The sequence below is a fragment of the Algoriphagus vanfongensis DSM 17529 genome (genome assembly GCF_000429465.1).
Taxonomy (GTDB): domain Bacteria; phylum Bacteroidota; class Bacteroidia; order Cytophagales; family Cyclobacteriaceae; genus Algoriphagus; species Algoriphagus vanfongensis.
The window spans coordinates 449805-475909 of sequence record NZ_AUBX01000011.1; the positions used below are offsets into that span (position 1 = coordinate 449805).

Below are 26105 nucleotides of genomic sequence, written 5' to 3' on the forward strand. Positions count from 1 at the left end.
GATTCTATACTTGTGAACTTTTAGATTGTAATCAAATAAAGTATTAGTTTTTTAAACGGGTCTTTTTCGGGGTGATAAAAGATCCGTTTTTTTATGCCCTTTCAAAAGCAACTCCATGCTCAGTCAAGAATTCCTTGATCACGCCGACATGGATGCATTCTCCCAAGTGGATAAAAGCATAGTCATTGATCTTTTTACTTTTTCCATGAGCTATGATTTCCTTGTCTTCCATGTCAAATCCCAGGTGAAGATGTTTCGTGCGGCTTTGCATGCCGATGATTCGACCTTCGGTATCAAAAAGTGGTCCTCCGCTTTGACCTCTCAAGCCGGGAGTACTCATCTCGATTCCATACACTTTGCCTCCCTTCCCTCCCAAAAACCGGGTGACCATGCCTTCTATTGGAAACCGTGGAGATCTAGCTGCTCCTTCCTGAGTCCATTCGAGTACTTGTTTGTCAGGGTTGAACCGGAAATTTGAAAATTCAGGAAAAGGGAATCCAAGCCTGCAAAGCATCGCACCGGGCTGAACAGCTTGATCATCATCCAAAAACCTGGGAATAGAATTGATAAGCAGTTTCTCAAAGCCACTGAACTGGATCAGAGCAAGATCATATTCTGGATGGGCGATAAACTTGATATTGTTCATTCGATCAACGCAATCCACGAAAGTGATTCGCATTTCAGCAGTGCTTTGCGGAGTTAAGCCTAGTGATTTTGCAAGGTTGTTTTGCTGCTTGCCATTCATGCCTTGGCTTTGTTGCTGAAACGTAGCCATTTGCTTATTCACCTTGTCTGCATGGGTGATCCATTGAGCGACATGCTTGCAGGTCAAAGCCCAGCCTTCTTGGTTTACAAAAAATAAGGTGGCCGAACCTCGTTGGATTTGTGGGTTCCCGAAATTTCTGGAAATAGAGTGGACGGCCCGGGTATAGCCGGAAACTTCCTCAATAGCTTTGACAAACATGCGTGCTTAATTTTCAGTCAAATTAACCATTCAATGCTCAAATGGTCTGGATTTTCGGATTTTTAGAAATTTTTATTTCCCGAAATCGTTTGAAAAACAGAAGATGGAAGAAAGCCCATTGGAGAGCTTTGGCTAGCGGAAAAATTGTAATAACTTAGCCGAGCCCGATGATTTTTGGCCAAATGAGGTCGATTTTAGGGGACGTTTTTAGATCCAAACCTATATACAATAATCAAAATAATTATGAGCAAGATTAAAGTTGGAATCAATGGATTCGGAAGAATCGGACGCTTGGCTTTCAGAGTAGCCCAAGAGCGTGAGGATATTCAAGTAGTAGGAATCAATGACCTGATCGATGTAGACTACATGGCCTACATGCTGAAGTATGATTCTACTCACGGACCTTTCAAAGGCACTGTGGAAGTAAAAGACGGTCAATTGGTAGTCAATGGAAATGCAATCCGCGTCACTTCCGAAAAGAATCCAGCCGACCTCAACTGGGGTGCAATCGGTGCTGACTACGTGATCGAGTCTACCGGGATCTTCTTGACCAAAGAAAAAGCTCAGGGACATATCGACGCCGGTGCCAAAAAGGTGATCATGTCTGCTCCTTCTAAGGATGATACTCCGATGTTTGTAATGGGAGTCAATGAGGACAACTACACAGATGATATGGTATTTGTTTCCAATGCTTCTTGTACTACCAACTGTCTGGCTCCTATCGCCAAAGTCTTGAATGACAACTGGGGTATCGAAGAAGGATTGATGACTACTGTTCACGCTACTACCGCTACTCAGAAGACTGTCGACGGTCCTTCTGCAAAAGACTGGAGAGGTGGACGTGGTGCAGGTCAAAACATCATCCCTTCCTCTACAGGTGCTGCGAAGGCAGTAGGAAAAGTAATTCCTGAATTGAATGGTAAATTGACTGGTATGGCGTTCCGAGTGCCTACTCCAGATGTATCTGTAGTTGACTTGACCGTAAGATTGAAAAAAGCTGCTACTTACGAAGAAATCTGTGCTAAAATGAAAGAAGTATCTGAGACTACTATGAAAGGAGTCTTAGGATACACTGAAGACGCTGTTGTTTCCAATGATTTCATCGGCGACGCTCGTACTTCCATCTTTGATGCAGGAGCTGGTATCCAGCTTTCCGATACTTTCGTGAAAGTTGTTTCTTGGTATGACAACGAGTGGGGTTATTCCAACAAAGTTGTTGACCTATTGACTTACATCGCTAAGAAATAAGTCACTCTTAAAGCATAAAAAGGGTCGTTCAATTTACTGGACGACCTTTTTTGTTTGTAGCTCCTAGTGGCCTACTTGGTGATTTCTTGAGCTCTTCTCAGGTTGTCACTGGCTTGCAGGATTTTATTTTTTAGGTTTTTGTCCAGTTCAGGATGGCTTTCCAAATAGCTCTGAACTTCCTGCCAAGCTCGCGGATCTTGATATTGACCAAATGTTGAAACGGCCCATCTTTTAGGGAAAAATATGTCTCCGGTCAATTGAATCTCCTGAATCAATTCCAAGGCAAGTGACACGTGTTTGATGCTTTCGGCCTGTCTCAAAGGATGATGGATGAAGTCACATGCTGCAAGTACCCAGGATTCTTTTTCGCGGTTTTTGGCATCTTTGAATGAGACAAAAAGAGAATCACGAACGGACGCATCCTGCGAAAGGGAAGGCACAAGAAAGTCAAATCGCTTGATTTTGTCTGGGTTTTCCAGTCTGGCTCTTTCTTTTTCCAAAATGGTTTCTGACTCTGGATGTCCATAAAGTGCCAGTTTCATTGCTAGACTGGTGAAGTCATCCTGATTCAATTTCAAGTTGGGAATGGTCAATTGAGAATCCCAGATTTGATAGAGTTTTTGCACTCCCGTTGACTTATACGCAATGCCGGAGTAGAGTGAATACAACCCCTTTTTGATATTTGCAGATCTGGTGCTTTGAAGCTGATTCCAAATCGCTTTTTCCAATTCAGGAAGAATTGCTTCTCTTTCCTGAATATTCAGGAAATCCCAAAAAATGGAAGAGGAATAGCCAGAAACCAAGCGAAAAAGGATTTCATTTTCTTCGGATTCCAATGCTGGCAAAAAGCTATGGAGAGCGATTTTTGGGCTTAATTTACCCGCTAAGGTGTTTTCATAAATATTGATAAAGGTCTGGGCTCGTCCGACTTCCTCATCGAATTTTGTGAGCAGGTCCATGCTTTCTTCTTGGATTGGAAATACCCCATAGCCCATCCCATCACTGTTGTAGAAGATTGCATCCGGCTGATCCAAACCTATCGCTTCTGTAATGGCTAGACTTTTTTCCTGGATATTTACATCGAAAGGTTTATTTCCATCCGAATAAAGGAAGGTGATTTCAAATAGCTGCGGCCAGAGTTTGTCGCTTCCATCCTCAGCGGATTGACTGATGGAAAAGGCTTTGATTTTGCCATTTTCATCGATTTCCAGACTTTCTTCGAAAATCGGTCTGCTGGATTGGTTCACCCAGACCTCTGACCATTTTTTAAGGTCTATTTCGCTTTGTTTGTCCAGTCTTGTCACCAAGTCATTCCAGTCAGCATTGGAGTTGGCAAAGTCTCGGATATACTCTTGAATTCCCTTTTGAAAGGCCTTTTCGCCAATGTTAGCTTCCAACTGACGCATCATGATCGGAGCCTTGCTGTATATGATGTTTCCGTACAGAGAACCTGCGTTTTTCAGATTGGCCAAATCCTGACGGATCGGATTGGTTCCCCAGGTCCTGTCCTCGGCATAAGCTGCTGGATAATTACTAGTCAAAAAGAGCAAATCATGGTTGATAGACGGGAAGTTAGGGTTGACGATTTTTCCTGCCATAAAATTGGCAAAGACCTCTTTCATCCAGACGTCATTGAACCATCTCATGGTCACCAAATCTCCAAACCACATGTGAGCCGTCTCATGACCGATCAATTTGGCCCGGCTCAGCAGTTCTGATTCGGTGGCATTTTGGTCATAGAAAAGCGCACTCTCTCTATATTGAATCGCTCCGACATGCTCCATGCCTCCGTATTGGAAGATTGGGATGGTGGCGAAGTCCATTTTTTGAAAAGGAAATGGGTAGTCAGTATATGATTCTAGAAAACGTACCGCCTGCTGATGTAGCTTGAACTGCTCGGGAATACTGGCGTCGATTTTTTCTTGCTTTGTTTCGCGGTAGAGAACTTTTTGAGCTAGTATTTCGGTATTGCTAGCTTCTTCAAATTTCCCGGCAACAAATGAGAAAAGGTAAGTACTCATCAGGTCCGATTTGCCAAAAGTATGTTTGGTGAATTCTCCTTTGTTTTCTTGGTCAATTTCAGGGCCTCCTGCCAGGACTTTCCAGCCTTTTGGAGCGGTAATGGTCAAGGAATAGTTTGCTTTCAAATTTGGCTGGTCAAAACAAGGGAAAAGTGTGCTGGCTCTGTCCGGAACCAAAAGCGTATAAAGGAACTCCTCGTTTCTATTGAGTGATAACTCGCCAGCGAGGAATTCAATTGAGATTTCGTTTGGTCCTTCTTCCAAAAACTCAGGCGATATGATCAGATGCTCTTGCTCATGGCGGATATCGGCAGCCTCTCCATTGACTTTTAAAGAAAGTAGGTGAGAACTCTCTTCATTGAAATCCAGAATGAGGGGCTGATCTATCCTAGAAAGAGAAAGCTCCAAAGTCAAATAAGAAGAAATCGGATCTTCCAGTTTGTTGGGAATTGAGAAATCTAATTTATAATGGATGTCTGAAATTTGTTCTTTCCTGAAATCAGCCAATTCGATAGAAATCCCGGGATCGTAAAAATGCTGGTCAGCAACAGGTGATTTGCAAGAAAAAACAAATAGTAAAAGGCCGAAAATCAGGAGGAGGTTTTTCATGTGTCAAGAATCAGCATTCTTGATGCAATTACCAAAGCTTTTTGGATGAATGAGTTTGGTGGGAGAATGGAAAATGCAGCCCATTTTAGGCTGCATTTTTTTTGACTTTATTTCAGAACTTTACTTGAGGTATGCCAGCAGTTCTGCTCCGGGTAATTCACTTGATTTGTAATAGAGGCTTACTTGATGATTTTTGTGGGCTTCCTCAAATTTGCGGAGCTCAGCGACAGAGATCTTCATTGCTTTGTTTTCATCCCGTGAATCAGCAAAGGTCCATTGCGTGAGTTCATGCCCCTGATCATCTTTCAATACGATGGCTCTGTTGCTTCCGGCTCCTTTTAGTGTGCAGTGGGTGTATTTGACCCAAAGCATATCTTGGGCTTCGGCTTTTTCCAGTTGGAGGGTTCTGAGGTTCAGGGGCTGATTGACAAATTGCTTCATGATCAGCTTTTCATTCAAATGAATCTCGTAACTGTCCAACCCATAATCAGGGGCAAATGCTGTCGTAGAGAATCCTATGACAAGAAGTAATAGGATGCCTTGCAAAGCGGATTTTACATTCATTGTTTTCATGGTGTTTTTGTTTTAGTGAAAATTGTATTAGGTATTTTTTAACTTGTAAGAGATCCTTCTGCCGTCTTTGCCTTGGCCAAGCGCGTTTGACCTGCGAAGAATTCTTTCTCAGATTTACGGCTATGAAATCCAAAAGGAAAAGGGGAGGATGGATTAGTAGATCAATAACAAAGCTTTTAGACATTCGGAAGATTTCAGGATTGTGTCCGTTGGTCTAGATTATCTGCTGTTGGTCTATTCTTGGTATGCGTTGATGCTAATTGTCCGTAATTGATTAGAGCTAACCCATTTTGAATAATGTATCTAAACTCCTCCGTGAAAAAATCAATTTCTACTAAGGTTTTCCATCTTTTGTTTTGGACAGTGATCACTCTGATTTTTATTTATGACAGGAGATACCTGATTCTGAAATTTCAGCTGACTGAGCACTTTGTAGCCTGTGTGCTGGTTAGGATGCTTTTGCTCATCTCTCTGGTTTATTTCCACTTGAATGTTCTGATTCCCCATTTTTATAAAACTGGGAAGATCATCCGATATGTGGTTTTTCTCCTGGCTTCGCTTCTGGTATATGTCAGCTTGCAAAATCTCTATGATATCTACCTCTATGGCTTTGTGATCGGAGATGTCAAAAGCAGGGATTTTTGGAGCGCTTTTCCCTATAATTTTATCACCACACTTTGGTATTTGGCTTTGAGTACTGCTCTCAAATACGGCTTGGATAGATTCATGTCCAGTCAGAAAACGGAGGTGTCTGACAATGCTGAGGATCAGGGTGAGCAAGAGCGACGGATATTCTTGAAAACAGGGACCAAGCAGGTGATGACGGATTTGGATGCGATTACCCATGTCAAAGGACTAAAAGATTATTCGATTGTTTTCACCGACGATGAACAGATCATCGTAAAAGGCTCACTGAAAAATGCGGGTGATTTGCTTGGTGATAAAAAGCTGGTCAGAGTCCATAAATCCTATTTGGTTGCTTTGGATCGCATCAAGACTGTCCAGCACAATCAGATCATAGTAGGAAGTCACTCCATACCGATCGGGAGATCTTATAAAAGGGATCTATTTGAAGTGCTGGAATTAGCCTGAGTCTAGGGTTTAGGGTTGTCTCTTCGCTTTGGATTCCTGTAAAAATAAAAAAGCAGACCATTTTTAGTCTGCTTTTGTGATCCCGCTGGGGCTCGAACCCAGGACCCTAACATTAAAAGTGTTATGCTCTACCAGCTGAGCTACGGAATCATGTTTTTTACCAACCTGCTGTCGGTAGTTTCATACTCTGGCTCCCGAACAAATCGAGATGAGTAAAGAATCAAAGAAAAAGCGGAAAAGAATTCCGCTCTTTGATAGTGATCCGCTTAGGATTCGAACCTAAGACCTACTGCTTAGAAGGCAGTTGCTCTATCCAGCTGAGCTAGCGGACCTGAATAAATAAAGTCGGGGTGGCAGGATTCGAACCTACGACCTCCACATCCCAAATGTGGCGCGATACCGGGCTACGCTACACCCCGATGACTTTAAACTCGTACTCTTTTTTAACTCCTTGCAAGTTAAATTCTATGTGATCCCGCTGGGGCTCGAACCCAGGACCCTAACATTAAAAGTGTTATGCTCTACCAGCTGAGCTACGGAATCATGTCTAATATCACCAACCTCCTGTTGGTGTGTCGATGCTTTACATCCCGATGGTAATCGGACTAAGTAAAGAATCATTGATACTCGGAATTGACGTTTTTTAACGTCTTTTCCTGAAATTTTATCCTTTCAAAGTGACTCCCTGACCTTGCTTTTTGTCAGATCATTGCCGTAATTGGACTGCAAATTTATGACTCTGATTTCTAAATGCCAAACACCAAATCAATCTTTCTCGCAAAACTTTTATTATTTTTCTCATTTGTTCTACAAAGTATTCATTGTCAGGCAAATATAAATGAGCTAAAAAAAGCAGATTCTTTGTTTGACCAAAGAAGCTACAAAGAAGCCATGGAAATCTATGCTCCAAACTATCAAAAGGGGCTCTACTCTCCCTCGATGCTCCTCAAAATGGCCTTCATCGCCGAGGGTACCGGAGACAAAGAGCAGGCGACACTTTACCTGAGCAAGTATTACGATCTCAATCCCAATACGCAAACGATATCCAAGATCAAGACTCTTACGGGGCAAAGTACTCTTTATGGGTATGAAGTAAGTGATGGAGGAAGATTTGTTCTCTTTCTGGTAGAGTACAAAGAAATTATTGTGGGACTCTTGACTTTGTTTTTACTGCTTTCTCTGATTTCCAACTGGTGGGTAGGGAAGAAGATGGATAAGTCCGCTTCTTATTGGCCTACAGTTTTGCTGATATTGCTGATTTTTCTTGCAAATAACTTTCTTCAAGGGCCTAGAACAGGTCTCATCACGCACAGTCCCACATTCATTGTCTCTAAGCCTTCAGCGGGCGGTGAGCTAGTCGATCGGGTAGAGCCGGGTCATCGTATCAAGATCAAATCTGGGAAAGATATCTGGTACGAGATAGAGTGGAAAAATAAAATAGCGTATATCAAAAAAGATCACATCACTCGCTTGTAATCAAAAAAGCCCCTCGATTCAGATCGAGGGGCTTTTGCATTAGAGCTTTTTGACTAGCACATTTCTGAAGTGAACTTCGTCTCCGTGATCTTGGAGAGCGATTTTCCCCTTTTTATAGGTGCCAAAGCCTTTCATGTCTTTGAACTTGCTATCAGCGATCAGTGCTTCCCACTCAGGCGTCCACATGGTAGTCTCTACTACATTGACTCCATTGAGTACTAGAGTGAGGTTGCCGTTGTCTGAGATGATTTCAGCTTGATTCCATTCGCCTACAGGCTTCACGGTTTCTTCACTGCTTACGATGAGATCATAAAGGTCTCCGGCTCTATGGGAGATGATTTTGGCATCTGGATGGCCGTCGTTATCCAAGACCTGCATCTCAGGGCCTGTTTGCCAGCAATACTGGTATTCTGGTGACTCATGCACATAGAAGATCACTCCGCTATTGCCATTTTTTGCAATTTTCCATTCATACTTCAAATGGAAATTTTCAAATTCCTCGTCACTGACGATGTCACCACCGTCTCCGGTCTGCCAGCCATCTTTGTTGGCAGCATCTAGGTATAGCTCGCCGTTTTCTACTTTCCAGGCTTTGCCTACTTCTCCGCCGCCGTATTTGTGCCATCCCGCGAGGGATTTGCCATCAAACAACTGGATCCATTCCTCTGCCGGGGTCTCGGTCGTCGGAGTTTCTTCTACTGCGGTTTCTTCAGTTTTTTGACCAGAACAGCCGATCATGAGACCGGCTGCCATAGTCATTATTAAATAACTCTTTTTCATCTTATTTTTTCAATAGCAAAATATATCTCACCATGTCCTTGGCGTCTTCTTCGCTTACTCCAGGATGTGGAGTCATGGCTACTTCGCCCCAAACACCTACTCCTCCTTGAATTACCTTCTTAGCGAGTGTTTCCACATTTTCTTCTGTGGATTCGTATTTGTCTGCCACATCAGCATAAGCAGGACCTACGATTTTCCGCTCTACCATGTGGCAGGTTTGGCAATCGGATCCTTTGATTTTTTCTAAGCCTTTGATGTAGATGGGGTCATCTTTGTACTTCTCTTCCAGGCTGATCTCTTTAGCTGGTTCAGGGGAAGCAGCAGCAGGGCTAGCACTGGTACTTTCGGAAGAAGATTCTCCTCCACCACAAGCATAGGCCATGCCTGCGAGGGCTACAAGGCCCAGGTTTAATAGATTTTTAGTTTTCATTTGAACTATGTTGGATTAATCGGTTTCTTAGATTCCTAGTACTTTTTTGTTGAAAGACTCGTCTGCTCCCGTGCCTGCGAAATCATCGAATGCTTTCTCTGTCACACGGATGATGTGTGAGTCGATAAAAGGAGCTCCTTCTGCAGCGCCTTGCTCAGGATGCTTGATGGCACATTCCCACTCCAAGACAGCCCATCCATCAAAATCGTACTGGGAAAGTTTGCTAAAAATTCCACTAAAATCAACTTGACCATCTCCCAAAGATCTGAATCGACCAGCGCGCTCGACCCAGCCTTGGAATCCGCCATAAACTCCCTGCTTGCCGGTAGGGTTGAACTCAGCATCTTTTACGTGGAATGCTTTGATTCTATCGTGGTAAAAATCAATGAATTGAAGGTAGTCAAGGCATTGCAATACGAAGTGACTCGGATCGTAGAGAATGTTTGCTCTTTTGTGTCCGTTGACCTTATCTAGAAACATTTCAAATGTCACTCCATCATGCAAATCCTCACCAGGGTGTAGCTCATAGCAGACGTCGACGCCGTAGGTGTCAAACTCATCCAAAATTGGCGTCCATCTTTTGGCAAGCTCTGTGAAGCCAGTCTCCACTAGTCCGGCTGGTCTTTGTGGCCAAGGATAGACGGTATGCCACATCAGGGCCCCGGAGAAGGTCGCGTGGGATTTTAGTCCGAAATTGGCTGAAGCTTTTGCTGCATATTTCAGCTGCTGGGTAGCCCATTCTGTTTTTCCTTTGAGGTCTCCTTTGAGGTTTGCTGGTGCAAATCCATCAAATAGTTCGTTGTATGCTGGGTGCACAGCTACCAATTGTCCTTGTAGGTGCGTGGAGAGTTCTGTGATTTGCATTCCGGTGTCCGCGACTATTCCGGCAATCTCGTCAGCGTAGGTTTTACTTTCTGCTGCCTTTTGCAAATCAATCAGACGGGAATCCCAACTTGGGATCTGTACTCCTTTGTATCCCAAGTCTGCCATGTATTCGCAGATGCTTTTGAGACTGTTGAAGGGGGCTTGGTCATCAGCAAATTGAGCTAAGAAAATAGCAGGTCCTTTGATCGTTTTCATTTTTTTGAATGGTTATTTTATTGGTTTGAGATTATTTTTCTACTACGAATGGAGTCCATTTGACTTCCGATTGAGTGCTGGATAGGACGTGGTCGATGAAAGCCATGCCTCGAATCCCATCCTCGATGCCTGGATAATCTTCCCATTCAGCTTTGGGAGTTTCTCCGGCTCTTTCTGCATAGATGCATCTGGCAAAGTTTCTATACAGATTGGCGAAGGCTTCCACGTAGCCTTCCGGATGTCCGGCAGGAGTTCGGGTGTTTTCATTGGCCAACGAACCTAAATAGCCAGAGCCTGCACGAAATATCTGAGCTGGTTGCTCCGGGTAGCGGACGATGAGACTGTTGTTGTCTTCCTGCTGCCATTCCAGTCCTCCTTTGTCTCCAAAGACTCTGATTTTGAGGTTGTTTTCCAGTCCAGTGTCAGTCTGTGAGGCCATCAACACACCAGAGGCTCCATTCTCAAATCGCATCAGTACCACTCCGTCGTCATCGATGGGTCTTCCGTCTACTTTGATGTAAAGATCAGCGCAGAGCTTTTCCATTTTGAGGCCAGATACATACTCTGCCAGATGGAAAGCATGCGTGCCAATGTCCCCCATGCAACCTGCAAGGCCATTTCTTTTAGGGTCTGTTCTCCACTCGGCCTGCTTGTTGTCTTCATGCTCGAGGAGCTTGTACAGCCAGCCTTGCGGATATTCTACATAGACTTTGTGAATTTTTCCGAGTTTCCCTTCTTCGATCATTTGCTTGGCCTGCTTGATCATCGGGTAGCCGGAGTAGGTATGGGTGAGTAAAAAGCGGCGATCGCTCGCTTTGACAATATGATAAAGCTCTTTGGCTTCTTGGTAATTGAGGGTCAAAGGCTTGTCCAGCGCTACATGAAATCCAGCTTTGAGAGCCTTGACTGTCGGGTCAAAATGGACATTGTTTGGAGTGACGATCACGACGACATCGATTCTCTCATCCTCTGGCAGCTCCAGTTCTTTGGCAAACATCTCATCGTAGTTGGCATAGACACGAGATGGGTTGAGCATCAGTTCTTCTCCCCGTTGCTTGGATCTTTCGGGATTGGAAGAAAAAGCGCCAGCAGCCAGTTCAAAAAGTCCGTCCATTAAAGCTCCATTGAGATGAATGGCTCCTATAAATGAGCCTGGTCCACCTCCTATCAGTCCGATTTTGAGTTTCTTGTTTGTTGACATGGGTCAGTATCTATATTCTGGTTTATTGGGATGAAATAATTCATTTAAAGCCAAAAAATCCCCTTCTCTTGGATTGGGTTTAGGGAAATGTTGACTAGTAGTCTCAGAGAGTTATGAGTGGCTTTTGTCAATATTTGGGTCAAGTGACAAGATCGAATTGGGTGCTTAAAATACAGGAAAAAGCCCGAATTCTAAACTTATCTTTGATAACACGAGCAGGTTTCAAACATTGTGTTCGCTTTAGAATTTTACAAACGGGGCTTCATTTGCTCAGATCCTTCTGGTATTTCAGTTTTGCTTTTGTTATTTTTCACGACCCTTTTTGGGGATCTCGAAATAAAACAATAATCCAAATCAAAATGACCAAACCTATTGACCAAGGAAGAAGGGAAAGCTTTAAAAAAGTTTTGCTGGGAGGGGCTGCTCTCGGGAGCCTTTCTTCTTTCGAATCCAAAAAAGAATCCCCTTATCAACTGAAGGGAAATATCAATCATGGTGTTTGCCATTGGTCCATGCGTCCCTTGTCCATCGAGGAGCTCTGCGTGGGGATCAAAAAAATAGGATTCAATGCTATAGACCTTATCGGGCCGGACAACTGGCATATCTTGCAAGAGCATGGAGTTCATTGCTCTATGTGTAATGGCGCCGAACTCGGGATTCCTGATGGATGGAACGATCCGAAATTTCATCCCGAACTGATCAAACGATACGAGGAAGTGATTCCTTTGGTCGCCAAAAATGGCTACACCAATCTGATCTGCTTCTCGGGCAATCGTCGAGGAATGGATGATGAACTAGGGATGAAAAACTGTGCCGAGGGACTCAAGAAAATCCTTCCTTTGGCAGAAAAGCATGGGGTCGTGTTGCAGATGGAATTGCTCAACAGTCGGGTCAATCACAAGGACTACATGTGCGACAAGTCTGCTTGGGGCGTGGAGCTGTGTAAAATGATCGGCAGCGAAAATTTCAAACTTCTCTTTGATATCTATCACATGCAGATAGATGAAGGAGACTTGATCAGATCTATACAAACAAATCATCAATACTTTGGTCACTATCATACGGCTGGCAATCCGGGCCGGAATGAGTTGGACGATAATCAGGAAATCTATTACCCTCCGATCATGAAGGCAATCGTGGAATCGGGCTTCAAAGGGTATGTTTCCCATGAGTTTATCCCCAAGGCCGAGGACAAGCTGGCATCCCTGGCTCAGGCTGTTCAAGTATGTGATGTATAATTAAAACTTATAACCTAAAGACCGAATTATGGCTAATGAATCGTATGATGCTATCGTAGTAGGATCAGGCATCAGTGGCGGTTGGGCTGCCAAAGAACTCACAGAAAAAGGGCTGAAAGTCCTGCTCTTGGAAAGAGGCCCAGACGTAGAGCATGTGACTGATTACAAAACGGCTACTTTGCCACCTTGGGAAATCCCCCACAGAGGGAGGAGAACTCAGGAGATGTTGGAAAATCACCCTAATCTAAGAAGAGACTACGTGCTAAATGAGTTGAACCTGGACTGGTGGGCACATGAAAGTGACTCTCCTTATGTGGAGGAAAAACCATTCACATGGTTTAGAGGATATCAAGTTGGTGGTCGATCCCTATTGTGGGGAAGACAGTCCTACAGGTGGGCTGATGTGGATTTTGAGGCCAATGCCAAAGATGGTATCGCAGTAGACTGGCCGATTCGCTACAAAGATCTGGCTCCATGGTATTCTTATGTGGAAAAGTTTGCAGGGATATCTGGTAATAAGGATGGCTTGGATATCCTTCCCGATGGGGAGTTTATGCCACCGATGCCGATGAACTGTGTGGAGAAAGATGCTTCGGAGAAAATCAAAGCTCATTATAAAGGAGCACGTAACTGGATCATGGGCAGACCAGCCAATATTACCCAGCCTTTGCCGGGTCGTCCAGGCTGTCAGTATAGAAGCAAATGTTCCCTTGGATGTCCGTTTGGCGGATATTTCAGTACGCAGGCCTCTACCTTGCCAGCGGCTAAGGCTACGGGCAATCTAACTTTGCGACCATGGTCTATAGTGAGACGCCTCATCTATGACAAAGACACTCAAAAAGCAACGGGAGTAGAAGTGGTAGATGCAGAGACGAATCAGACTATAGAGTATGATGCTAAAATCATCTTCCTTTGTGCTTCAGCATTCAATAGTACTGCGATCCTGATGCGTACAGCCACCGATATTTGGCCAGGTGGATTGGGGTCTAGTTCTGGTGAACTGGGACACAATGTGATGGATCATCACTTCCGTCTTGGGGCAGGCGGTACGATCGAAGGTTACGAGGACAAGTACTATTTCGGTAGAAGACCGACTGGACTTTATATTCCGAGATTTAGAAATCTCAATGGAGAAAAAAGAGACTATATCAGAGGGTTTGGCTATCAAGGTGCAGCCAGTAGAAGTGGCTGGAGCAGAGATGTGGCTGAGTTGAACTTTGGAGCTGCGATGAAAGATGCTTTGACCAAGCCAGGTCCGTGGAGCATTGGTTTCACTGCGTTTGGAGAGATTTTGCCTTACCATGACAATACAATCAAACTCAGCGACTCTGTCAAAGATAAATGGGGGATGGAAGCATTGGTCATGAATGCAGAGATCAAAGACAATGAAATCAAAATGCGAAAGGATATGATGGCTGATGCAGCAGAAATGCTGGAAGTCGCCGGAGTCAAAAACGTAGGTACTTATGACAACGGGTATACGTTTGGTCAAGGTATCCACGAAATGGGAACCGCCCGCATGGGGAGAGATCCTAAAACCTCGGTTTTGAATGGTAACAATCAGGTGTGGGAAGCTAAGAATGTGTTTGTGACGGATGGTGCCTGTATGACATCTGCAGCTGCGCAAAACCCATCTTTGACCTATATGGCGCTGACGGCTCGGGCTGCAAGTTTTGCAGTGGAAGAGCTGAAAAAGCGTAATCTCTAATCTTAAAAGAAAAAGCTATGACTATGAATAGAAGAGACGCTCTAAAAAGTGTCGTACTCATGATGGGAGGAACCATGGTAGGTGCTACTGCTATCCTGACAGGTTGTGCTCCGGACAAGCAGATCGAGGGTTTGAATTTCGAGCCTGAAGATGTGGCTTTCTTGGATGAGTTGGGAGATACGATCATTCCGACGACTGATACACCCGGAGCGAAAGCTGCCGGTATTGGTTCGTTTATGGTCATGATGGTCCAGGATACCTATGATGCAGAGCAGCAGCAGGTATTTGTGGACGGACTGAATAAAATCAGAAAAGATTTCAAAAGTGAAAAAGGGACTGATTTCGTCGGAGCTCCTGAAGCCGATCGATTGGCTTATCTCAATGGCCTCTTTGAGCAATATAAATCCTCTGAGGAAAGAGAACCGAAGGTCATAAATATGTTGAGAGATTTGACAGTTTTAGGTTACTTTACATCTGAAATCGGTGCTACTCAAGCGTTGAATTTCGTCGAAGTGCCTGGTCGCTACGATGGATGCATCGATTTGAAGCCGGGAGACAAAGCGTATGCTATTTAATTTTAACCTATAAATTCTAAGCCTGCTCCTATGGGGCAGGCTTTTTCGATTATGAACAAACCTAGTAGAAGAAAATTTATCCAAATGGGCTCCATGATGGGGCTAGGAGCGGCATTGATGCCGATGCAGTTTTGTACACCTGCCAAAAAGGAAGAAGCAATCGTCACAGACCCGGAAGTGGTCAAGCAGACCTTGAAATCCTTTGGGATTCAGCTTTATTCTGTGAAGGATCAAATGGCAGAAAATGCCCAGGAAACCATGAAATCTTTAGCCTCCTATGGGTATAAGCAGTTTGAGGGGTTTGATGGCGGAGAAGGGATCTTGTGGGGAATGACTCCTGCGGATTTCAAATCATTGAACTCCGAGATAGGTGTTGATTTTGTGGCTACGCATTGTGACGTCTTCAAAAACCTTGAAGCGCAGGCTGAGCAAGCGGCAGAAGTGGGGATGAAATATCTTATTTGTCCTTGGATCGGCGGGCAGGATTCTATCGATAAGTACAAGGCGATTGCAGACCAGTTTAACCAAATTGGAGAGACGCTGAAAGGCTACGGGCTGAAATTTGCCTATCACAATCATGACTACACTTTCGTAGATCTTGAGGGACAGATGCCTCAGGATGTATTGATGGATCAGACCGATCCTGCACTGGTAGATTTCGAAATGGACATCTATTGGGTCCATGTGGCCGGAGTGGATCCTGAAGCGTATATGAAAAAATATGCAGAACGATTCCGACTATGCCATGTCAAAGATGCGGCTGCAGGGATAGAAAATCCACATGAAAGAGGTGTGCTGTTGGGTAAAGGAGAAATCCCTTTCGCCAAGCTGATCAAAGAATCGCAGGCTATTGGGATGGATTATTTCATCATAGAGCAAGAGCAATTTGATGGAGTGACTCCGATGGAAGCGGCCAAGCAAAATGCCGCTTACCTGAGTCAGTTGGAGTATTAAATCATTCCTTTGGTTTCTTCGGATTTTCTGAAGACCAAGAGGAACATGACGATGATCAAGATAATCAGCAGAGCCACTTCAAATTGAGCCCAAATCTGGGAGCGATTGATGAGAACTTTGGCTTTGCTGATTAATTTTTCGCCTTCTTCCATCTGGATATTATTTAGATTGTCCAGGTCTTTTCGGGCGAGAGAGATTTTTTTGTCATACAGCTTGACCTGGCTGATATTGACGCCAGCGGAGTCGCTGTAGAGGAGGTCGTAGGATTTGATGTTGAGATCGTTGACAATAATTTTTTTGAACTCACTCAGGTATTCTTCTTCTTTTGGGGTCAGTTTTGTCTTCTCAAAATCATCGATGATCCGCATGATGGAGGCTTCCTGACCTTGGATTTCATTGAGCACTTTGGAGTAATCATAGTCAAGGTTACAGTGGTCGATGAGCTTTTGGATCTGAAAGAGGCTCTCGGATATTTCAAAAATATAACCCACCACGATCAGTCGGTCATTGTACACTTCGGTAAAAGTGGAGCTGATACTCCTGAAAGATTGGCGTTCGATCAGATTTTTGGCATAAATCAAAAGAAGCAAAATGCTGATAATCAACAGGGCACGGATTTTTCTCTTTTTTAATCGGGTATCAGGCATAGAATTAGTATTACTAACAAGTACTTTTTCCTAGTATAGGAAATCTTGAAGAATTTCCCAAGGTAAAGGGATTTACTCTTTTGGTCCGGGAGGGCTATCATAGACCCTCACGTAGTCGATTTCCATTCGTTGGGGCCAGATAGAGTCATCTACTCCTTTTTGCCCACCCCAGTTTCCACCGACAGCGATATTCAGGATCAAATGGAAGGGCTGATCAAAGGGCCATTCTTCGAAATCTCCTCCCGTATTGGCAAAGGTAAAGTACTTTTTGCCATCTAGATAAAAGTCGATCTGATCTTTCTGCCAGTGAATCGCATAGGTATGAAAATCTTGATGAAATGTGTCCACTTTCACTTGCTTTCCTTTTTGCGTACTTCGGGTGTGATTGAATGCTTCGGTATGCACTGTGCCATGAACTACGCCTGGATCAAATCCGACATGCTCCATGATATCTATTTCGCCACTTTTTGGCCATCCTCCATAGGTGGCTTTATCGGGCAGCATCCAGATAGCTGGCCAGGTGCCGCGCCCTTCCGGGAGTTTGGCTTTTACTTCAATGTATCCATACTTCCAGCTGGCAAGACCGCGAGTCAGCAATCTGGCCGAGCTATAACCTTTTGGGTAGGCCGAGTCCTGAATGGCTTCGATGATCAAAAGTCCGTCTTCGACACGTGCATTTTTCAGGTCTTTTTCAGTGTAGTATTCGAGTTCGTTATTGCCCCAGCCAGAATCTCCTACATCGTATGTCCACTTGCTAGGGTCTGGTAGTCCGCTTTGGTCAAATTCATCTGACCAAAGAAGGTTTTGGGCGGGAAGATCTATGCAGGAGGCCAGCAGCAAGAAGGCTGGTATAAAAAAACGCAGTTTCATGGTATTTTGGGTTTATCAGTCAAGCTAGGCTAAAGCTTTGAGATTTGAAAGAGCAACTAAAAAATAAAAGAATGAGAAAACACTCAGGCAAGCTCTTTTAAGCCTGATGGGAGAATTGTAACTTGTCCACATAAACCCAAATAAATCATGGCATATTATCACAGACTCGGCAAAATTCCCCCGAAGAGACATACCCAATTTAGACAGCCTGACGGCAGCCTTTACAAGGAAGAATTAGTCAGTTCCAAAGGTTTTTCGGGAATATATTCCAATCTATACCATATCTATAATCCCAATTCGGTCAGATCCATCGGAACCCCCAAGCCTTTTGATTGGAAGATAGCTGAAGGGCACGGTCTTAACCAAACCCATCTCAAAACAGCAGGGGTCGAAACAACAGGCGAGGATTACTTGAGTGCTCGCAGGATGCTGATGAAAAACAACGATGTGATGATGGGAATCTGCTCTCCCAAAAGGAGGAAAATGGATTCTTATTTTAAAAATGCGGATGGGGATGAGTTAATCTACATTCACGATGGAAAGGGAGTGCTTTACTCTCAATTTGGAAAGCTGGAAGTTGAAAAAGGAGATTATGTGGTGATTCCCCGGACGACGATCTATCGATTTGAATTTGAAGAGGAAGGGCCTTTGCGTCTTTTGATCATAGAGTCCCATGGTCCAATTGAGACTGTCAAGCGGTATAGAAATGAAGTGGGTCAATTATTGGAGCATTCTCCTTACTGCGAAAGGGACATTCGGCCTCCTCATGAATTGCACATTGAAGAGGAAAAAGGGGAGTATCTAGTACAGATCAAAAAACAAGGGGTGCTTCATCAATATTCTTATGATCACAGCCCTTTGGATATCGTAGGTTGGGATGGGTATCTGTATCCATATGCCTTGTCTATTTATGATTTCGAACCAATTACTGGAAGAATTCACCAACCACCACCAGTCCATCAGACTTTTCAGGCTTGGGGATTTGTGATTTGTTCTTTCGTGCCAAGGTTATTTGACTATCATCCTCTGGCAATTCCGGCTCCTTACAATCATAGCAATATTGACTCGGATGAAGTACTGTATTATGCGGAAGGAGAATTTATGAGTCGAAAAGGAATCGATAGAGGCTCATTTACGATTCACATGGGAGGACTTCCTCACGGGCCTCATCCGGGAACTGTTGAGAAATCTATCGGAGCCAAATCCACTGAGGAATATGCCGTGATGCTGGATACTTTTCGGCCCTTGCAGATCACTACGGATGCGTTGGAATTCGTCGACAAAGACTATCCAATGAGCTGGACAGAAGATTGATCATTTCGATAAAGACACAAAAAAACCAGAATGAATCCATTCTGGTTTTTTTGATTTCATGATTTCTTAATCTACAATCTCTTGGATCGGTTGGCCTGTAGCGCCATTTGGAAGTCTGATATCCAAAAGCATAGATAAGGTAGGGGCGATGTCCGTGATCGTAGCATATCTTGAGCTGCTTCCTTGAGGGACATTCCATCCATAGAAGAGGATAGGGACATTGGTGTCGTAGGAGAATCCGGTGCCATGTGAGGTGCCACGTGGTCCGCCTGTCAACCAAGCTGGCTCTAGGATAATGAGGATGTCACCAGATGACTTATGATTGTAGCCCATTTGAAGGAGATGTGGACGCAATTCGGTGAAAGCCGAAGTCTTCATCGTATGCGCAGTGTAGACTTCTTTGATGCCGTTGAATCGCAGAAGGAAATTAGCGAGTTCTTCTTGTACGTCTGCAAGATTTAGTTTCTGGTCTCTGATCAGCTTATGATTGAGAAAAATTTGTTCATTGGATGCATTGAGTACCCAGTCTCCTTCGCCATAGACAGTATTCATGTAGCCTTTGACCTGACTAATAACATACCCCACGTTGAGGTTGCCGGCAGGCACATTTTCACTTTCCATGTAAGTGGCTACGTCTGCCACGCCATGATCAGCCGAAAGGAATACGAGGTAGTTTCCTTTGCCCACTGTCTCATCCAAATGCTCCAATAGACTTTCGATCTGCAAATCCAGTCTTAGGTAGATGTCTTCCAGTTCTTTGGAGGTAGGGCCAAATCGGTGTCCTACATAATCTGTAGAAGAGAAGCTGACCGCCAAAAAGTCGGTTTCTTCTCCTTGTCCCAGCTGCTCACCCTCGAGAGCTGCCAAAGCAAAGTCCAATGTAAGTTGGTTGCCATAGGGAGTCGTCGAAATCAATCCATAATCCCCATTGTCTTCTCTCAGGGCTGCAAGATCATAAGGGAAGGTAGGGGTGTCTTTTCCATTGAAGGGAGCTTCGAAATCATTATTGTCATCAATGCTTTGGACATAGGTATCGATAGGATAGAGTGTCTCCCACGTTTGGGATAGGTACTCATCTGGTTTTTTTTGCGCATTGAAAGCTTTCACCCATTGAGGAAGTTCTTTTTTGTAATAGGATGAAGTCATGAACTCTCCATTGTCGCTATCATACCAATAGGCATCGCCAAGATGACCAGCAGGCAAACTCGCCCCTCTGTCCTTGATCGCCAGACCTACTACTTTGGATCTTTTATTGGTAGCAAATCTCAATTCATCAGTGATCGTAGTGGTCAGGAGGTTGCGTGGAGAAATCTGTCCAGAAGATGGTGTGCCACCTATATTATAGACCGTGCTATCCTCAGCGCAGTAGATGGATTTGTCTAGGCTTCTTACATACCAGTTGTTTCCGATGATGCCGTGAGTGGCTGGTGTCGCACCGGTATAGACGGACGCATGACCTGGACCTGTATAAGTAGGGATGTAATTGTAATGCCCGTTTTTCATCATAAATCCTTCTCCGATCATTCGCTTGAATCCTCCGTCAGAATATCGGTCCGCAAATCGGTAGAGATACTCTTGCCGCATCTGGTCGACGACTATTCCGACGATCAATTTGGGCTTTTCGGGACTTTGCTGAGCTTTGGCTCCCAAAACCATAAAAATGGAAAGGAAGAGGGATAATGTAGTTTTCTTCATGTTTAAGAATCTAAATGCGCCCAAAGATAAGGATATCGGACTTTTGGTAAATTAAGACTTTGTTAAATGGCAGGAAGAACAGATCTTCAAGTCAAGAATAAACGTGAATTTATGAAAAAACTGACCTTATTGGCTCTTTGTATTGGGATGATCCAGATAGCCTTCGCCCAGTCTTATTTTGAAGACGGACTCAGTGCCGAGTGGCATCGGGGACGGAGAGAAGCTATCCGGGAAATGATGCCTCCCAATTCGGTAGCGGTGATGTTTAACAATCCCGTGAAAAATCGTTCCAATGACGTGGATTACATTTACCATCCCAATACGGATTTTTACTACCTGACGGGGCTGCGGGAGCCTAATTCCGCGCTATTAATTTTTTCGGAGAAAAGAGTGATAGACGGTGTGGAAACGGATGAGATCATCTACGTTCAGCCGAGAGATCCTCAGTCTGAGATGTGGAATGGAAAAAGACTGGGGACGGATGGGGTCAAGGAAAAACTCGGTTTTGAGGTAGCGTATGTGTTTGATGATTTTGGTAAGAAGCCTGCTGTGAGCTTTTCAGATTTTGAGAAAGTGCTCTCTTTCAATTTGAGTGATGATATCGAGAGCAGCAGTAGCAATGCACCCTTGAAGAAGATGGTCAAAGACTTCAAAAAGTCATCCGGCTATCCGATGGAGGTCTCCGATACACAGCTTCAGTTATATGAGCTGATCCGTGCCACAGACCTAGAAAATTCGGCAAATGTGGCTCAAGTCATCGGTCGCTATCAGCAGCGCTATCCGGAAATATCCGACGATCCGATCATCAAAGATTTTTTGGTGGCTGACTCTCCGGAGAAAAGAATGCAGGTAAAGGATCAGGTTCCGGAATCGAAGAGTGATATTTTTTCCTTGGAGAAAATGTTCAATGTCCTTCGTGAAGTGAAAACTCAGGAAGAAATAGCCTTGCTGAAATCAGCTGCCAAGATCTCGGCAATCGGCCAGGTGGAGGTGATGAAAGCTGCTCAAGTAGGGATGTCCGAAAGAGAAATTCAGGGGATTCATGAATTCATCTATAAGCGCTATGGAGCGGAGGAGCTCGGCTATCCTTCCATCGTCGGGGGAGGCAACAATGGTTGCATTCTCCACTACATCGAAAATGACATGCAGCATGTCAATGAGCGATTGCTCTTGATGGACTTGGGTGCTGAGTGGAGAGGCTATACGGCAGACGTGACCCGCACGATTCCCATCAGCGGGCAATTCACTGAAGAAGAAAAAGCTATTTACGAATTGGTTTTTAAGTCTCAGGAAGCAGGTATTGCTCTTTGTAAGCCAGGAGTAGAATTCAGCGAAATCGGACAGGTCACTCGTCAGATCATCAACGATGGACTAGCGGAGCTAGGAATCATTCAAGCTGGACAAAGACATACCTATTTTCCGCATGGGACGAGCCATCACTTGGGGCTGGATGTGCATGACAGAGGAGGATATGGTCCTTTGAAAGAAGGGGTGGTACTCACCGTCGAGCCGGGCATTTACATTCCCGAAGGAAGTGATTGTGATCCAAAGTGGTGGGGGATTGCCGTGAGGATAGAAGATGATATTCTGGTGACGTCCGACGGCCCGGTCAATCTGTCTGGAGATGCTCCAAGAACTGTCGAGGCAATTGAGGCCATGATGAAAATCCCAAGTGTCTTGGAAAACTGGGTGCTGCCGGAAATTGATTAATGCCTCCCGCAATTCTTCTGAAATTCTCGCGGCGGCGCTGCGTCTCTGCGAGAATTAATCTTTAACGATGCACAACTCATCAATGGAATTATACAAGTCGCCAAAAATCTTTAAGTAAAACCTTTTTGCTTTGCCTCTTTTGGATTTTACGAGGAGATTTCAGCAAATGAATACAAATAAAAAAACTCTCGTAGCGTCACAGCGAGAGTTTATGTTTTACTCAGTTTGAGGTTTTACTTACTCTTCAAGTCTCCTCTTTTAATAGATCTGATGAATTGCGACCATGCAAATGGGTCCAATAGTCTCAAAGGTCTAGGACCATACAAATCCTGATTTTGGAGCATCATGCCTTCCTGGAAATAGCGGAAATTCTCATTGCCAGACGCAGGCATGGATTCAGCCCAGCGCAGAAGCATTTCTGGACTCATATTGGAGCGGCTGATGGACATAGGGTCTACAACCGTCATGGCTAGAATCGCATCTTTGAATTCTTCCTCGGTAGGATAGGGCATTACCTCGATTTCAGCCAAAGCAATTTCATCCACCTCCATAGTCAGGATCAAACTTAGCCTATCATTTTGTACATTTTCCGGTACTTTAAACGTTTGCTTTTTTAAGCCAATGAAGCTAAATACCACGCTGTCTCCTTCTAATACTGGCATAGAAAAATAGCCGAATCGTCCAGAGCTGGTGCCCCTGCCTTTATTGGGGACGTAGACATTGACCCCTGCTACAGCATCAGTGCTGTCAGCATTGAGGATGATCCCTGAAAGCTGGATCACTTTCTTTTCATCTTGGGCCTGAGCAAGTTGAGTTGAAAAAAAGAATCCTAAAGCTAGGAACAAGTATGTTGGTAAAATAGATTTCTTCACAAGTGATAGGGACTAATTTGGCAAAGCGTCAAGCTTTCTAGCTGCGATTATACCCTAATTTCGGGTGATTTTTTAATTTCACCCAGAAATCAGCGTTAAAACTTACTAATGCGACTCAAAAACATCAGTTTAACCTATGGTCTTAGGATCTTCAAAGCTTTGGGAGAGGAGCCCCGTGTACGCATTATCCATCTGCTGATGCTGAACAAAGAACTGACGATATCGGATCTGGAGCATATTTTGGATTTCACCCAAACCAAGACGAGCAGGCATCTGATCTATCTCAAAAATGCCGGACTTCTCGGGAGCCGCAGGGTAGACCAATGGATGTTTTACTACATTCTGGAAGAGTATCTCGAAATCTTTCAGGCGATTTTTAAGTTTATCCAAAAAGACCCACGGCTGATCCGGGACCAGGAACTGTTTGAAATCCTAAAATCCAATCGGGAGCTCGCCATTAACAAAATTCAAAACAATCAATATCGACGTTAATTCCTTGAAAGCTTACCAACATCTTTTTTTCGATCTGGACCACACCTTGTGGGATTACGATCGCAATGTCAGCGAATCACTTTCTGAGTTGTACACTTCTTATGCTTTAGTGAACTTGGGCATTCCTACTTTTGAGAAGTTTTCCGAGGCTTTTCATGCGGTCAATTTCCAGCTCTGGGATTGGTACAATGTCGGAAAGATCGACAAGATCAATCTGCGAAAGGAGCGTTTTCCGAGGATTTTCACTCATGCTGGAGGTTTGGCAGATGCGATTCCTGCAGGTTTCGAGGAGGATTTTATGGATCGTACCAGTTCCAAGCCGCACGTCTTTCCACACTCCAAGGAGATTTTGGGCTACCTCAAAGGAAAATATAAGATCCATGTGATCACCAATGGTTTCAATGAGTCTCAGGCAAAAAAACTCAAATCCTCAGGTTTGGATATCTATTTTGATCTGGTAGTCACCTCTGAGACGACCGGACACAAAAAGCCCGACCCCCGAATTTTCCACTATACGATGGATCAGCTTCAGACCAAATCTGAGGATTGCCTGATGATAGGGGATAATCCAGATTCAGATATTCTGGGAGCTCAGCGAGCAGGGATTGATCAGGTCTTTTTCAATCCTGAAAGAAAGGAAATTGCTTTAAGTCCAACTTATGAAATCCATCACCTGCGAGAATTGGAGGCTCTTTTGTAATCCAAACTCCTTTCATTCGCTCGGGATGACTTATCTTTGGCCATTCAGAAATCATATAAACTCCAAATAATATGTTAAAAGGTTTTTTCAATGTGCCGACTCCTGTCAATGAGCCGGTGAAGTCCTATGCCCCGGGTAGCCCGGAGAGAAAAGAATTGCAGGCAATGTTGGCGGAGCTTCGATCCAAAGAAGTAGATGTGCCAATGTATATCGGCAGCGAAGAAGTACGGACTGGAAATAAGCAACCGATGTCTCCTCCTCATGATCATCAGCATGTGTTGGGTCATTTCCATGAGGGAGATGCTTCTCATGTAGAGCAGGCTATCAATGCTGCTTTGGGAGCAAAAGAGGCTTGGGAAAACCTGGCTTGGGAACAAAGAGCGGCTATTTTCTTGAAAGCTGCGGATTTGATCGCAGGACCTTACAGAGCGAAAATCAATGCTGCTACCATGCTGGGGCAGTCTAAGAATGCATTCCAGGCAGAAATCGATGCGGCTTGTGAATTCATCGATTTCTTGAATTTCAATGTGAAATACATGACTGAGATATATTCTCAGCAGCCGCCAGTTTCTGGAGGCGGAGTGTGGAATCGTCTGGAACAGCGTCCTTTGGAAGGTTTCGTGTTCGCCTTGACTCCTTTCAACTTTACCGCTATTGCTGGGAACCTACCAGCATCAGCAGCTATGATGGGCAATACCATCGTGTGGAAGCCGGCTTATACGCAGATTTATTCTGCGAATGTCTTGATGGAAGTGTTCAAAGAAGCGGGAGTTCCTGATGGTGTGATCAACTTGATCTATGTGGATGGTCCTGTGGCTGGGGAGGTGATTTTCAAGCATCCTGATTTTGCTGGGATTCACTTTACGGGTTCGACTGGGGTATTCCAGCATATTTGGAAAACTATCGGTGAAAATATCCATGGCTACAAATCTTACCCAAGAATCGTAGGAGAGACGGGTGGAAAAGACTTTGTAGTAGCTCATAAATCTGCTGATGCCAAAGCCGTAGCCACTGGTTTGGTTCGTGGAGCTTTCGAATTCCAAGGTCAGAAATGTTCTGCTGCATCTAGAGCTTACATCCCATCGAACCTTTGGGAAGATGTGAAAAAATACATGCAGGAAGATCTTGCCTCCATGAAAATGGGAGGTACGGAAGACTTCACCAACTTCATCAATGCGGTAATCGATGAGAAAGCCTTTGATAAAATCTCCAACTACATCGCCAAAGCAAAAGAAGCAGACGGAGTAGAGGTGATAGCAGGCGGCAACTATGATAAGTCCAAAGGTTACTTCATCGAGCCAACTGTCCTTTTGGCGCAAGATCCGATGTACACCACGATGTGTGAGGAAATCTTCGGTCCGGTATTGACGATTTATGTTTACGATGCAGAAAATTTCGAGCAGACTCTAGAATTGGTCGATCAGACATCTCCCTATGCCTTGACAGGAGCTATTTTCTCTCAAGATCGCTATGCCGTGGAATTGGCAACGACCAAATTGAGAAATGCAGCTGGAAACTTCTATATCAATGACAAACCTACTGGAGCAGTAGTAGGACAGCAACCATTTGGTGGAGCAAGAGCTTCCGGAACGAATGACAAAGCCGGATCCATGATCAACTTGTTGCGTTGGGTTTCCCCTCGTACGATCAAAGAAACATTTGTCTCTCCAAAAGACTACAGATACCCATTCTTGGGAAAAGATTGATTGCTACGACCTTTGAGGAAAACCCCCAAGGTCTTTTATGTTATTTCAAACCTTCGAGGTCATAGAGATCTCAAAGGTTTTTTAGAAGCCTCGGATTAATTCCGGGGCTTTTTTATTTCCCACAGATAGACACAAATTGAAAACACAGGT

The 26105-nt window shown here is 44.3% G+C and carries 23 protein-coding genes and 4 tRNA genes; 12 read left to right on the top strand and 15 right to left on the bottom strand.

The genetic code is table 11. The features are described 5' to 3' along the window. Positions 1-91: 91 nt before the first annotated feature. On the bottom strand, positions 92-964 hold the full coding sequence (locus G460_RS0110965; RefSeq protein ID WP_026955394.1) for a S1 family peptidase: 873 nt from the start codon (positions 962-964) through the stop codon (positions 92-94). A 243-nt stretch (positions 965-1207) separates the two neighbouring features. Between G460_RS0110965 and gap the strand changes: the two genes are divergently transcribed. Then, entirely contained in the window at positions 1208-2212 is a 1005-nt protein-coding gene (gene gap, locus G460_RS0110975; RefSeq protein ID WP_026955395.1) for a type I glyceraldehyde-3-phosphate dehydrogenase, read from the top strand. A 71-nt stretch (positions 2213-2283) separates the two neighbouring features. On the opposite strand, the gene G460_RS0110980 is transcribed toward gap, so the two are convergent. Together G460_RS0110980 and G460_RS0110990 are read right to left on the bottom strand one after the other, a co-directional pair. After that, positions 2284-4842 (bottom strand): M1 family metallopeptidase, encoded by a 2559-nt coding sequence (locus tag G460_RS0110980; RefSeq protein WP_026955396.1) that lies wholly within the window; start codon positions 4840-4842, stop codon positions 2284-2286. A gap of 120 nt (positions 4843-4962) precedes the next feature. Continuing rightward, entirely contained in the window at positions 4963-5415 is a 453-nt protein-coding gene (locus G460_RS0110990; protein WP_157366914.1) for a hypothetical protein, read from the bottom strand. A gap of 315 nt (positions 5416-5730) precedes the next feature. Between G460_RS0110990 and G460_RS22665 the strand changes: the two genes are divergently transcribed. Next, positions 5731-6507 carry a LytR/AlgR family response regulator transcription factor gene (locus G460_RS22665; RefSeq protein WP_169817512.1) on the top strand — a complete coding sequence of 259 codons (777 nt, stop codon included), beginning with the start codon at positions 5731-5733 and terminating at the stop codon, positions 6505-6507. A gap of 77 nt (positions 6508-6584) precedes the next feature. On the opposite strand, the gene G460_RS0111000 is transcribed toward G460_RS22665, so the two are convergent. From G460_RS0111000 to G460_RS0111015, 4 genes are all read right to left on the bottom strand, one after another. Further along, a tRNA-Lys gene (locus G460_RS0111000) sits at positions 6585-6657 on the bottom strand. Positions 6658-6765: 108 nt separating this feature from the next. Continuing rightward, a tRNA-Arg gene (locus G460_RS0111005) sits at positions 6766-6839 on the bottom strand. Positions 6840-6852: 13 nt separating this feature from the next. Then, positions 6853-6926: transfer RNA gene (locus G460_RS0111010), tRNA-Pro, on the bottom strand. A 51-nt stretch (positions 6927-6977) separates the two neighbouring features. Next, positions 6978-7050, bottom strand: a tRNA-Lys gene (locus G460_RS0111015). A gap of 318 nt (positions 7051-7368) precedes the next feature. Between G460_RS0111015 and G460_RS0111020 the strand changes: the two genes are divergently transcribed. Beyond that, the gene (locus tag G460_RS0111020; RefSeq protein ID WP_245578724.1) at positions 7369-7983 is read left to right on the top strand and encodes an SH3 domain-containing protein; all 615 of its coding nucleotides are present in this window, start codon (positions 7369-7371) and stop codon (positions 7981-7983) included. Positions 7984-8022: 39 nt separating this feature from the next. Here G460_RS0111020 and G460_RS0111025 read toward each other — a convergent pair whose 3' ends face one another. Genes G460_RS0111025 through G460_RS0111040 form a run of 4 tightly spaced genes read right to left on the bottom strand, consistent with a single transcriptional unit; the run spans position 8023 to position 11474 of the window. Further along, positions 8023-8736 (bottom strand): 3-keto-disaccharide hydrolase, encoded by a 714-nt coding sequence (locus tag G460_RS0111025; RefSeq protein ID WP_245578725.1) that lies wholly within the window; start codon positions 8734-8736, stop codon positions 8023-8025. A gap of 28 nt (positions 8737-8764) precedes the next feature. Beyond that, on the bottom strand, positions 8765-9193 hold the full coding sequence (locus G460_RS0111030; protein WP_026955400.1) for a c-type cytochrome: 429 nt from the start codon (positions 9191-9193) through the stop codon (positions 8765-8767). A gap of 27 nt (positions 9194-9220) precedes the next feature. Further along, the gene (locus tag G460_RS0111035; RefSeq protein WP_026955401.1) at positions 9221-10273 is read right to left on the bottom strand and encodes a sugar phosphate isomerase/epimerase family protein; all 1053 of its coding nucleotides are present in this window, start codon (positions 10271-10273) and stop codon (positions 9221-9223) included. Between the two features lie 31 nt (positions 10274-10304). Further along, positions 10305-11474 carry a Gfo/Idh/MocA family protein gene (locus G460_RS0111040; protein WP_026955402.1) on the bottom strand — a complete coding sequence of 390 codons (1170 nt, stop codon included), beginning with the start codon at positions 11472-11474 and terminating at the stop codon, positions 10305-10307. A 359-nt stretch (positions 11475-11833) separates the two neighbouring features. Here G460_RS0111040 and G460_RS0111045 point away from each other — a divergent pair, with 359 nt between their 5' ends. From G460_RS0111045 to G460_RS0111060, 4 genes are read left to right on the top strand one after another with little or no spacing between them, the layout of a single operon-like run. Beyond that, positions 11834-12712: a hydroxypyruvate isomerase family protein gene (locus G460_RS0111045; RefSeq protein ID WP_026955403.1), complete on the top strand. Its 879-nt coding sequence runs from the start codon at positions 11834-11836 to the stop codon at positions 12710-12712. 28 nt (positions 12713-12740) lie between these two features. Continuing rightward, positions 12741-14420: an FAD-dependent oxidoreductase gene (locus G460_RS0111050; protein ID WP_026955404.1), complete on the top strand. Its 1680-nt coding sequence runs from the start codon at positions 12741-12743 to the stop codon at positions 14418-14420. Positions 14421-14437: 17 nt separating this feature from the next. Next, complete coding sequence (locus G460_RS0111055; RefSeq protein WP_026955405.1) at positions 14438-14995, top strand: gluconate 2-dehydrogenase subunit 3 family protein; 558 nt, start codon at positions 14438-14440, stop codon at positions 14993-14995. A 51-nt stretch (positions 14996-15046) separates the two neighbouring features. Beyond that, positions 15047-15949 (top strand): sugar phosphate isomerase/epimerase family protein, encoded by a 903-nt coding sequence (locus G460_RS0111060; RefSeq protein WP_035464356.1) that lies wholly within the window; start codon positions 15047-15049, stop codon positions 15947-15949. On the opposite strand, the gene G460_RS0111065 is transcribed toward G460_RS0111060, so the two are convergent. Both G460_RS0111065 and G460_RS0111070 read right to left on the bottom strand, forming a co-directional pair. Beyond that, positions 15946-16596 carry an MCP four helix bundle domain-containing protein gene (locus G460_RS0111065; protein WP_026955407.1) on the bottom strand — a complete coding sequence of 217 codons (651 nt, stop codon included), beginning with the start codon at positions 16594-16596 and terminating at the stop codon, positions 15946-15948. The genes G460_RS0111060 and G460_RS0111065 overlap by 4 nt on opposite strands. A 72-nt stretch (positions 16597-16668) precedes the next feature. Continuing rightward, on the bottom strand, positions 16669-17466 hold the full coding sequence (locus G460_RS0111070) for a glycoside hydrolase family 16 protein (RefSeq protein ID WP_035464309.1): 798 nt from the start codon (positions 17464-17466) through the stop codon (positions 16669-16671). Between the two features lie 147 nt (positions 17467-17613). Between G460_RS0111070 and G460_RS0111075 the strand changes: the two genes are divergently transcribed. After that, positions 17614-18780: a homogentisate 1,2-dioxygenase gene (locus G460_RS0111075; protein ID WP_026955409.1), complete on the top strand. Its 1167-nt coding sequence runs from the start codon at positions 17614-17616 to the stop codon at positions 18778-18780. A 66-nt stretch (positions 18781-18846) separates the two neighbouring features. Here the strand turns inward: G460_RS0111075 and pafA are convergent, their stop codons facing one another. Next, a complete protein-coding gene (gene pafA, locus G460_RS0111080) occupies positions 18847-20475 on the bottom strand; it encodes an alkaline phosphatase PafA (RefSeq protein WP_026955410.1) in 1629 nt (542 codons plus the stop codon). A 111-nt stretch (positions 20476-20586) separates the two neighbouring features. On the opposite strand from pafA, the gene G460_RS0111085 reads away from it, so the two are divergent. Next, on the top strand, positions 20587-22185 hold the full coding sequence (locus tag G460_RS0111085; RefSeq protein ID WP_026955411.1) for an aminopeptidase P N-terminal domain-containing protein: 1599 nt from the start codon (positions 20587-20589) through the stop codon (positions 22183-22185). A gap of 233 nt (positions 22186-22418) precedes the next feature. Here the strand turns inward: G460_RS0111085 and G460_RS0111090 are convergent, their stop codons facing one another. Beyond that, positions 22419-23030, bottom strand: coding sequence for a carboxypeptidase-like regulatory domain-containing protein (locus G460_RS0111090; RefSeq protein WP_245578726.1), 612 nt, complete (start codon positions 23028-23030; stop codon positions 22419-22421). Between the two features lie 135 nt (positions 23031-23165). Here G460_RS0111090 and G460_RS0111095 point away from each other — a divergent pair, with 135 nt between their 5' ends. The 3 genes from G460_RS0111095 (at position 23166) to pruA (ending at position 25955) form a co-directional block, all read left to right on the top strand. Next, positions 23166-23549: an ArsR/SmtB family transcription factor gene (locus G460_RS0111095; RefSeq protein WP_026955413.1), complete on the top strand. Its 384-nt coding sequence runs from the start codon at positions 23166-23168 to the stop codon at positions 23547-23549. Positions 23550-23553: 4 nt separating this feature from the next. After that, entirely contained in the window at positions 23554-24249 is a 696-nt protein-coding gene (locus G460_RS0111100; RefSeq protein WP_026955414.1) for a YjjG family noncanonical pyrimidine nucleotidase, read from the top strand. 71 nt (positions 24250-24320) lie between these two features. After that, entirely contained in the window at positions 24321-25955 is a 1635-nt protein-coding gene (gene pruA, locus G460_RS0111105; RefSeq protein WP_026955415.1) for an L-glutamate gamma-semialdehyde dehydrogenase, read from the top strand. Positions 25956-26105: the final 150 nt, after the last annotated feature.

Coding starts and splice junctions, on each gene's coding strand:
- G460_RS0110990 (WP_157366914.1), bottom strand. CDS start 5,415: ATGAAAACAATGAATGTAAAATCCGCTTTGCAAGGCATCCTATTACTT.
- G460_RS0110965 (WP_026955394.1), bottom strand. CDS start 964: ATGTTTGTCAAAGCTATTGAGGAAGTTTCCGGCTATACCCGGGCCGTC.
- G460_RS0111025 (WP_245578725.1), bottom strand. CDS start 8,736: ATGGCAGCCGGTCTCATGATCGGCTGTTCTGGTCAAAAAACTGAAGAA.
- G460_RS0111045 (WP_026955403.1), top strand. CDS start 11,834: ATGACCAAACCTATTGACCAAGGAAGAAGGGAAAGCTTTAAAAAAGTT.
- pruA (WP_026955415.1), top strand. CDS start 24,321: ATGTTAAAAGGTTTTTTCAATGTGCCGACTCCTGTCAATGAGCCGGTG.
- G460_RS0111070 (WP_035464309.1), bottom strand. CDS start 17,466: ATGAAACTGCGTTTTTTTATACCAGCCTTCTTGCTGCTGGCCTCCTGC.
- G460_RS0111085 (WP_026955411.1), top strand. CDS start 20,587: ATGAAAAAACTGACCTTATTGGCTCTTTGTATTGGGATGATCCAGATA.
- G460_RS0111060 (WP_035464356.1), top strand. CDS start 15,047: ATGAACAAACCTAGTAGAAGAAAATTTATCCAAATGGGCTCCATGATG.
- G460_RS0111055 (WP_026955405.1), top strand. CDS start 14,438: ATGACTATGAATAGAAGAGACGCTCTAAAAAGTGTCGTACTCATGATG.
- gap (WP_026955395.1), top strand. CDS start 1,208: ATGAGCAAGATTAAAGTTGGAATCAATGGATTCGGAAGAATCGGACGC.
- G460_RS0111030 (WP_026955400.1), bottom strand. CDS start 9,193: ATGAAAACTAAAAATCTATTAAACCTGGGCCTTGTAGCCCTCGCAGGC.
- G460_RS0111035 (WP_026955401.1), bottom strand. CDS start 10,273: ATGAAAACGATCAAAGGACCTGCTATTTTCTTAGCTCAATTTGCTGAT.
- G460_RS0111065 (WP_026955407.1), bottom strand. CDS start 16,596: ATGCCTGATACCCGATTAAAAAAGAGAAAAATCCGTGCCCTGTTGATT.
- G460_RS0110980 (WP_026955396.1), bottom strand. CDS start 4,842: ATGAAAAACCTCCTCCTGATTTTCGGCCTTTTACTATTTGTTTTTTCT.
- G460_RS0111040 (WP_026955402.1), bottom strand. CDS start 11,474: ATGTCAACAAACAAGAAACTCAAAATCGGACTGATAGGAGGTGGACCA.
- pafA (WP_026955410.1), bottom strand. CDS start 20,475: ATGAAGAAAACTACATTATCCCTCTTCCTTTCCATTTTTATGGTTTTG.
- G460_RS0111095 (WP_026955413.1), top strand. CDS start 23,166: ATGCGACTCAAAAACATCAGTTTAACCTATGGTCTTAGGATCTTCAAA.
- G460_RS0111050 (WP_026955404.1), top strand. CDS start 12,741: ATGGCTAATGAATCGTATGATGCTATCGTAGTAGGATCAGGCATCAGT.
- G460_RS0111075 (WP_026955409.1), top strand. CDS start 17,614: ATGGCATATTATCACAGACTCGGCAAAATTCCCCCGAAGAGACATACC.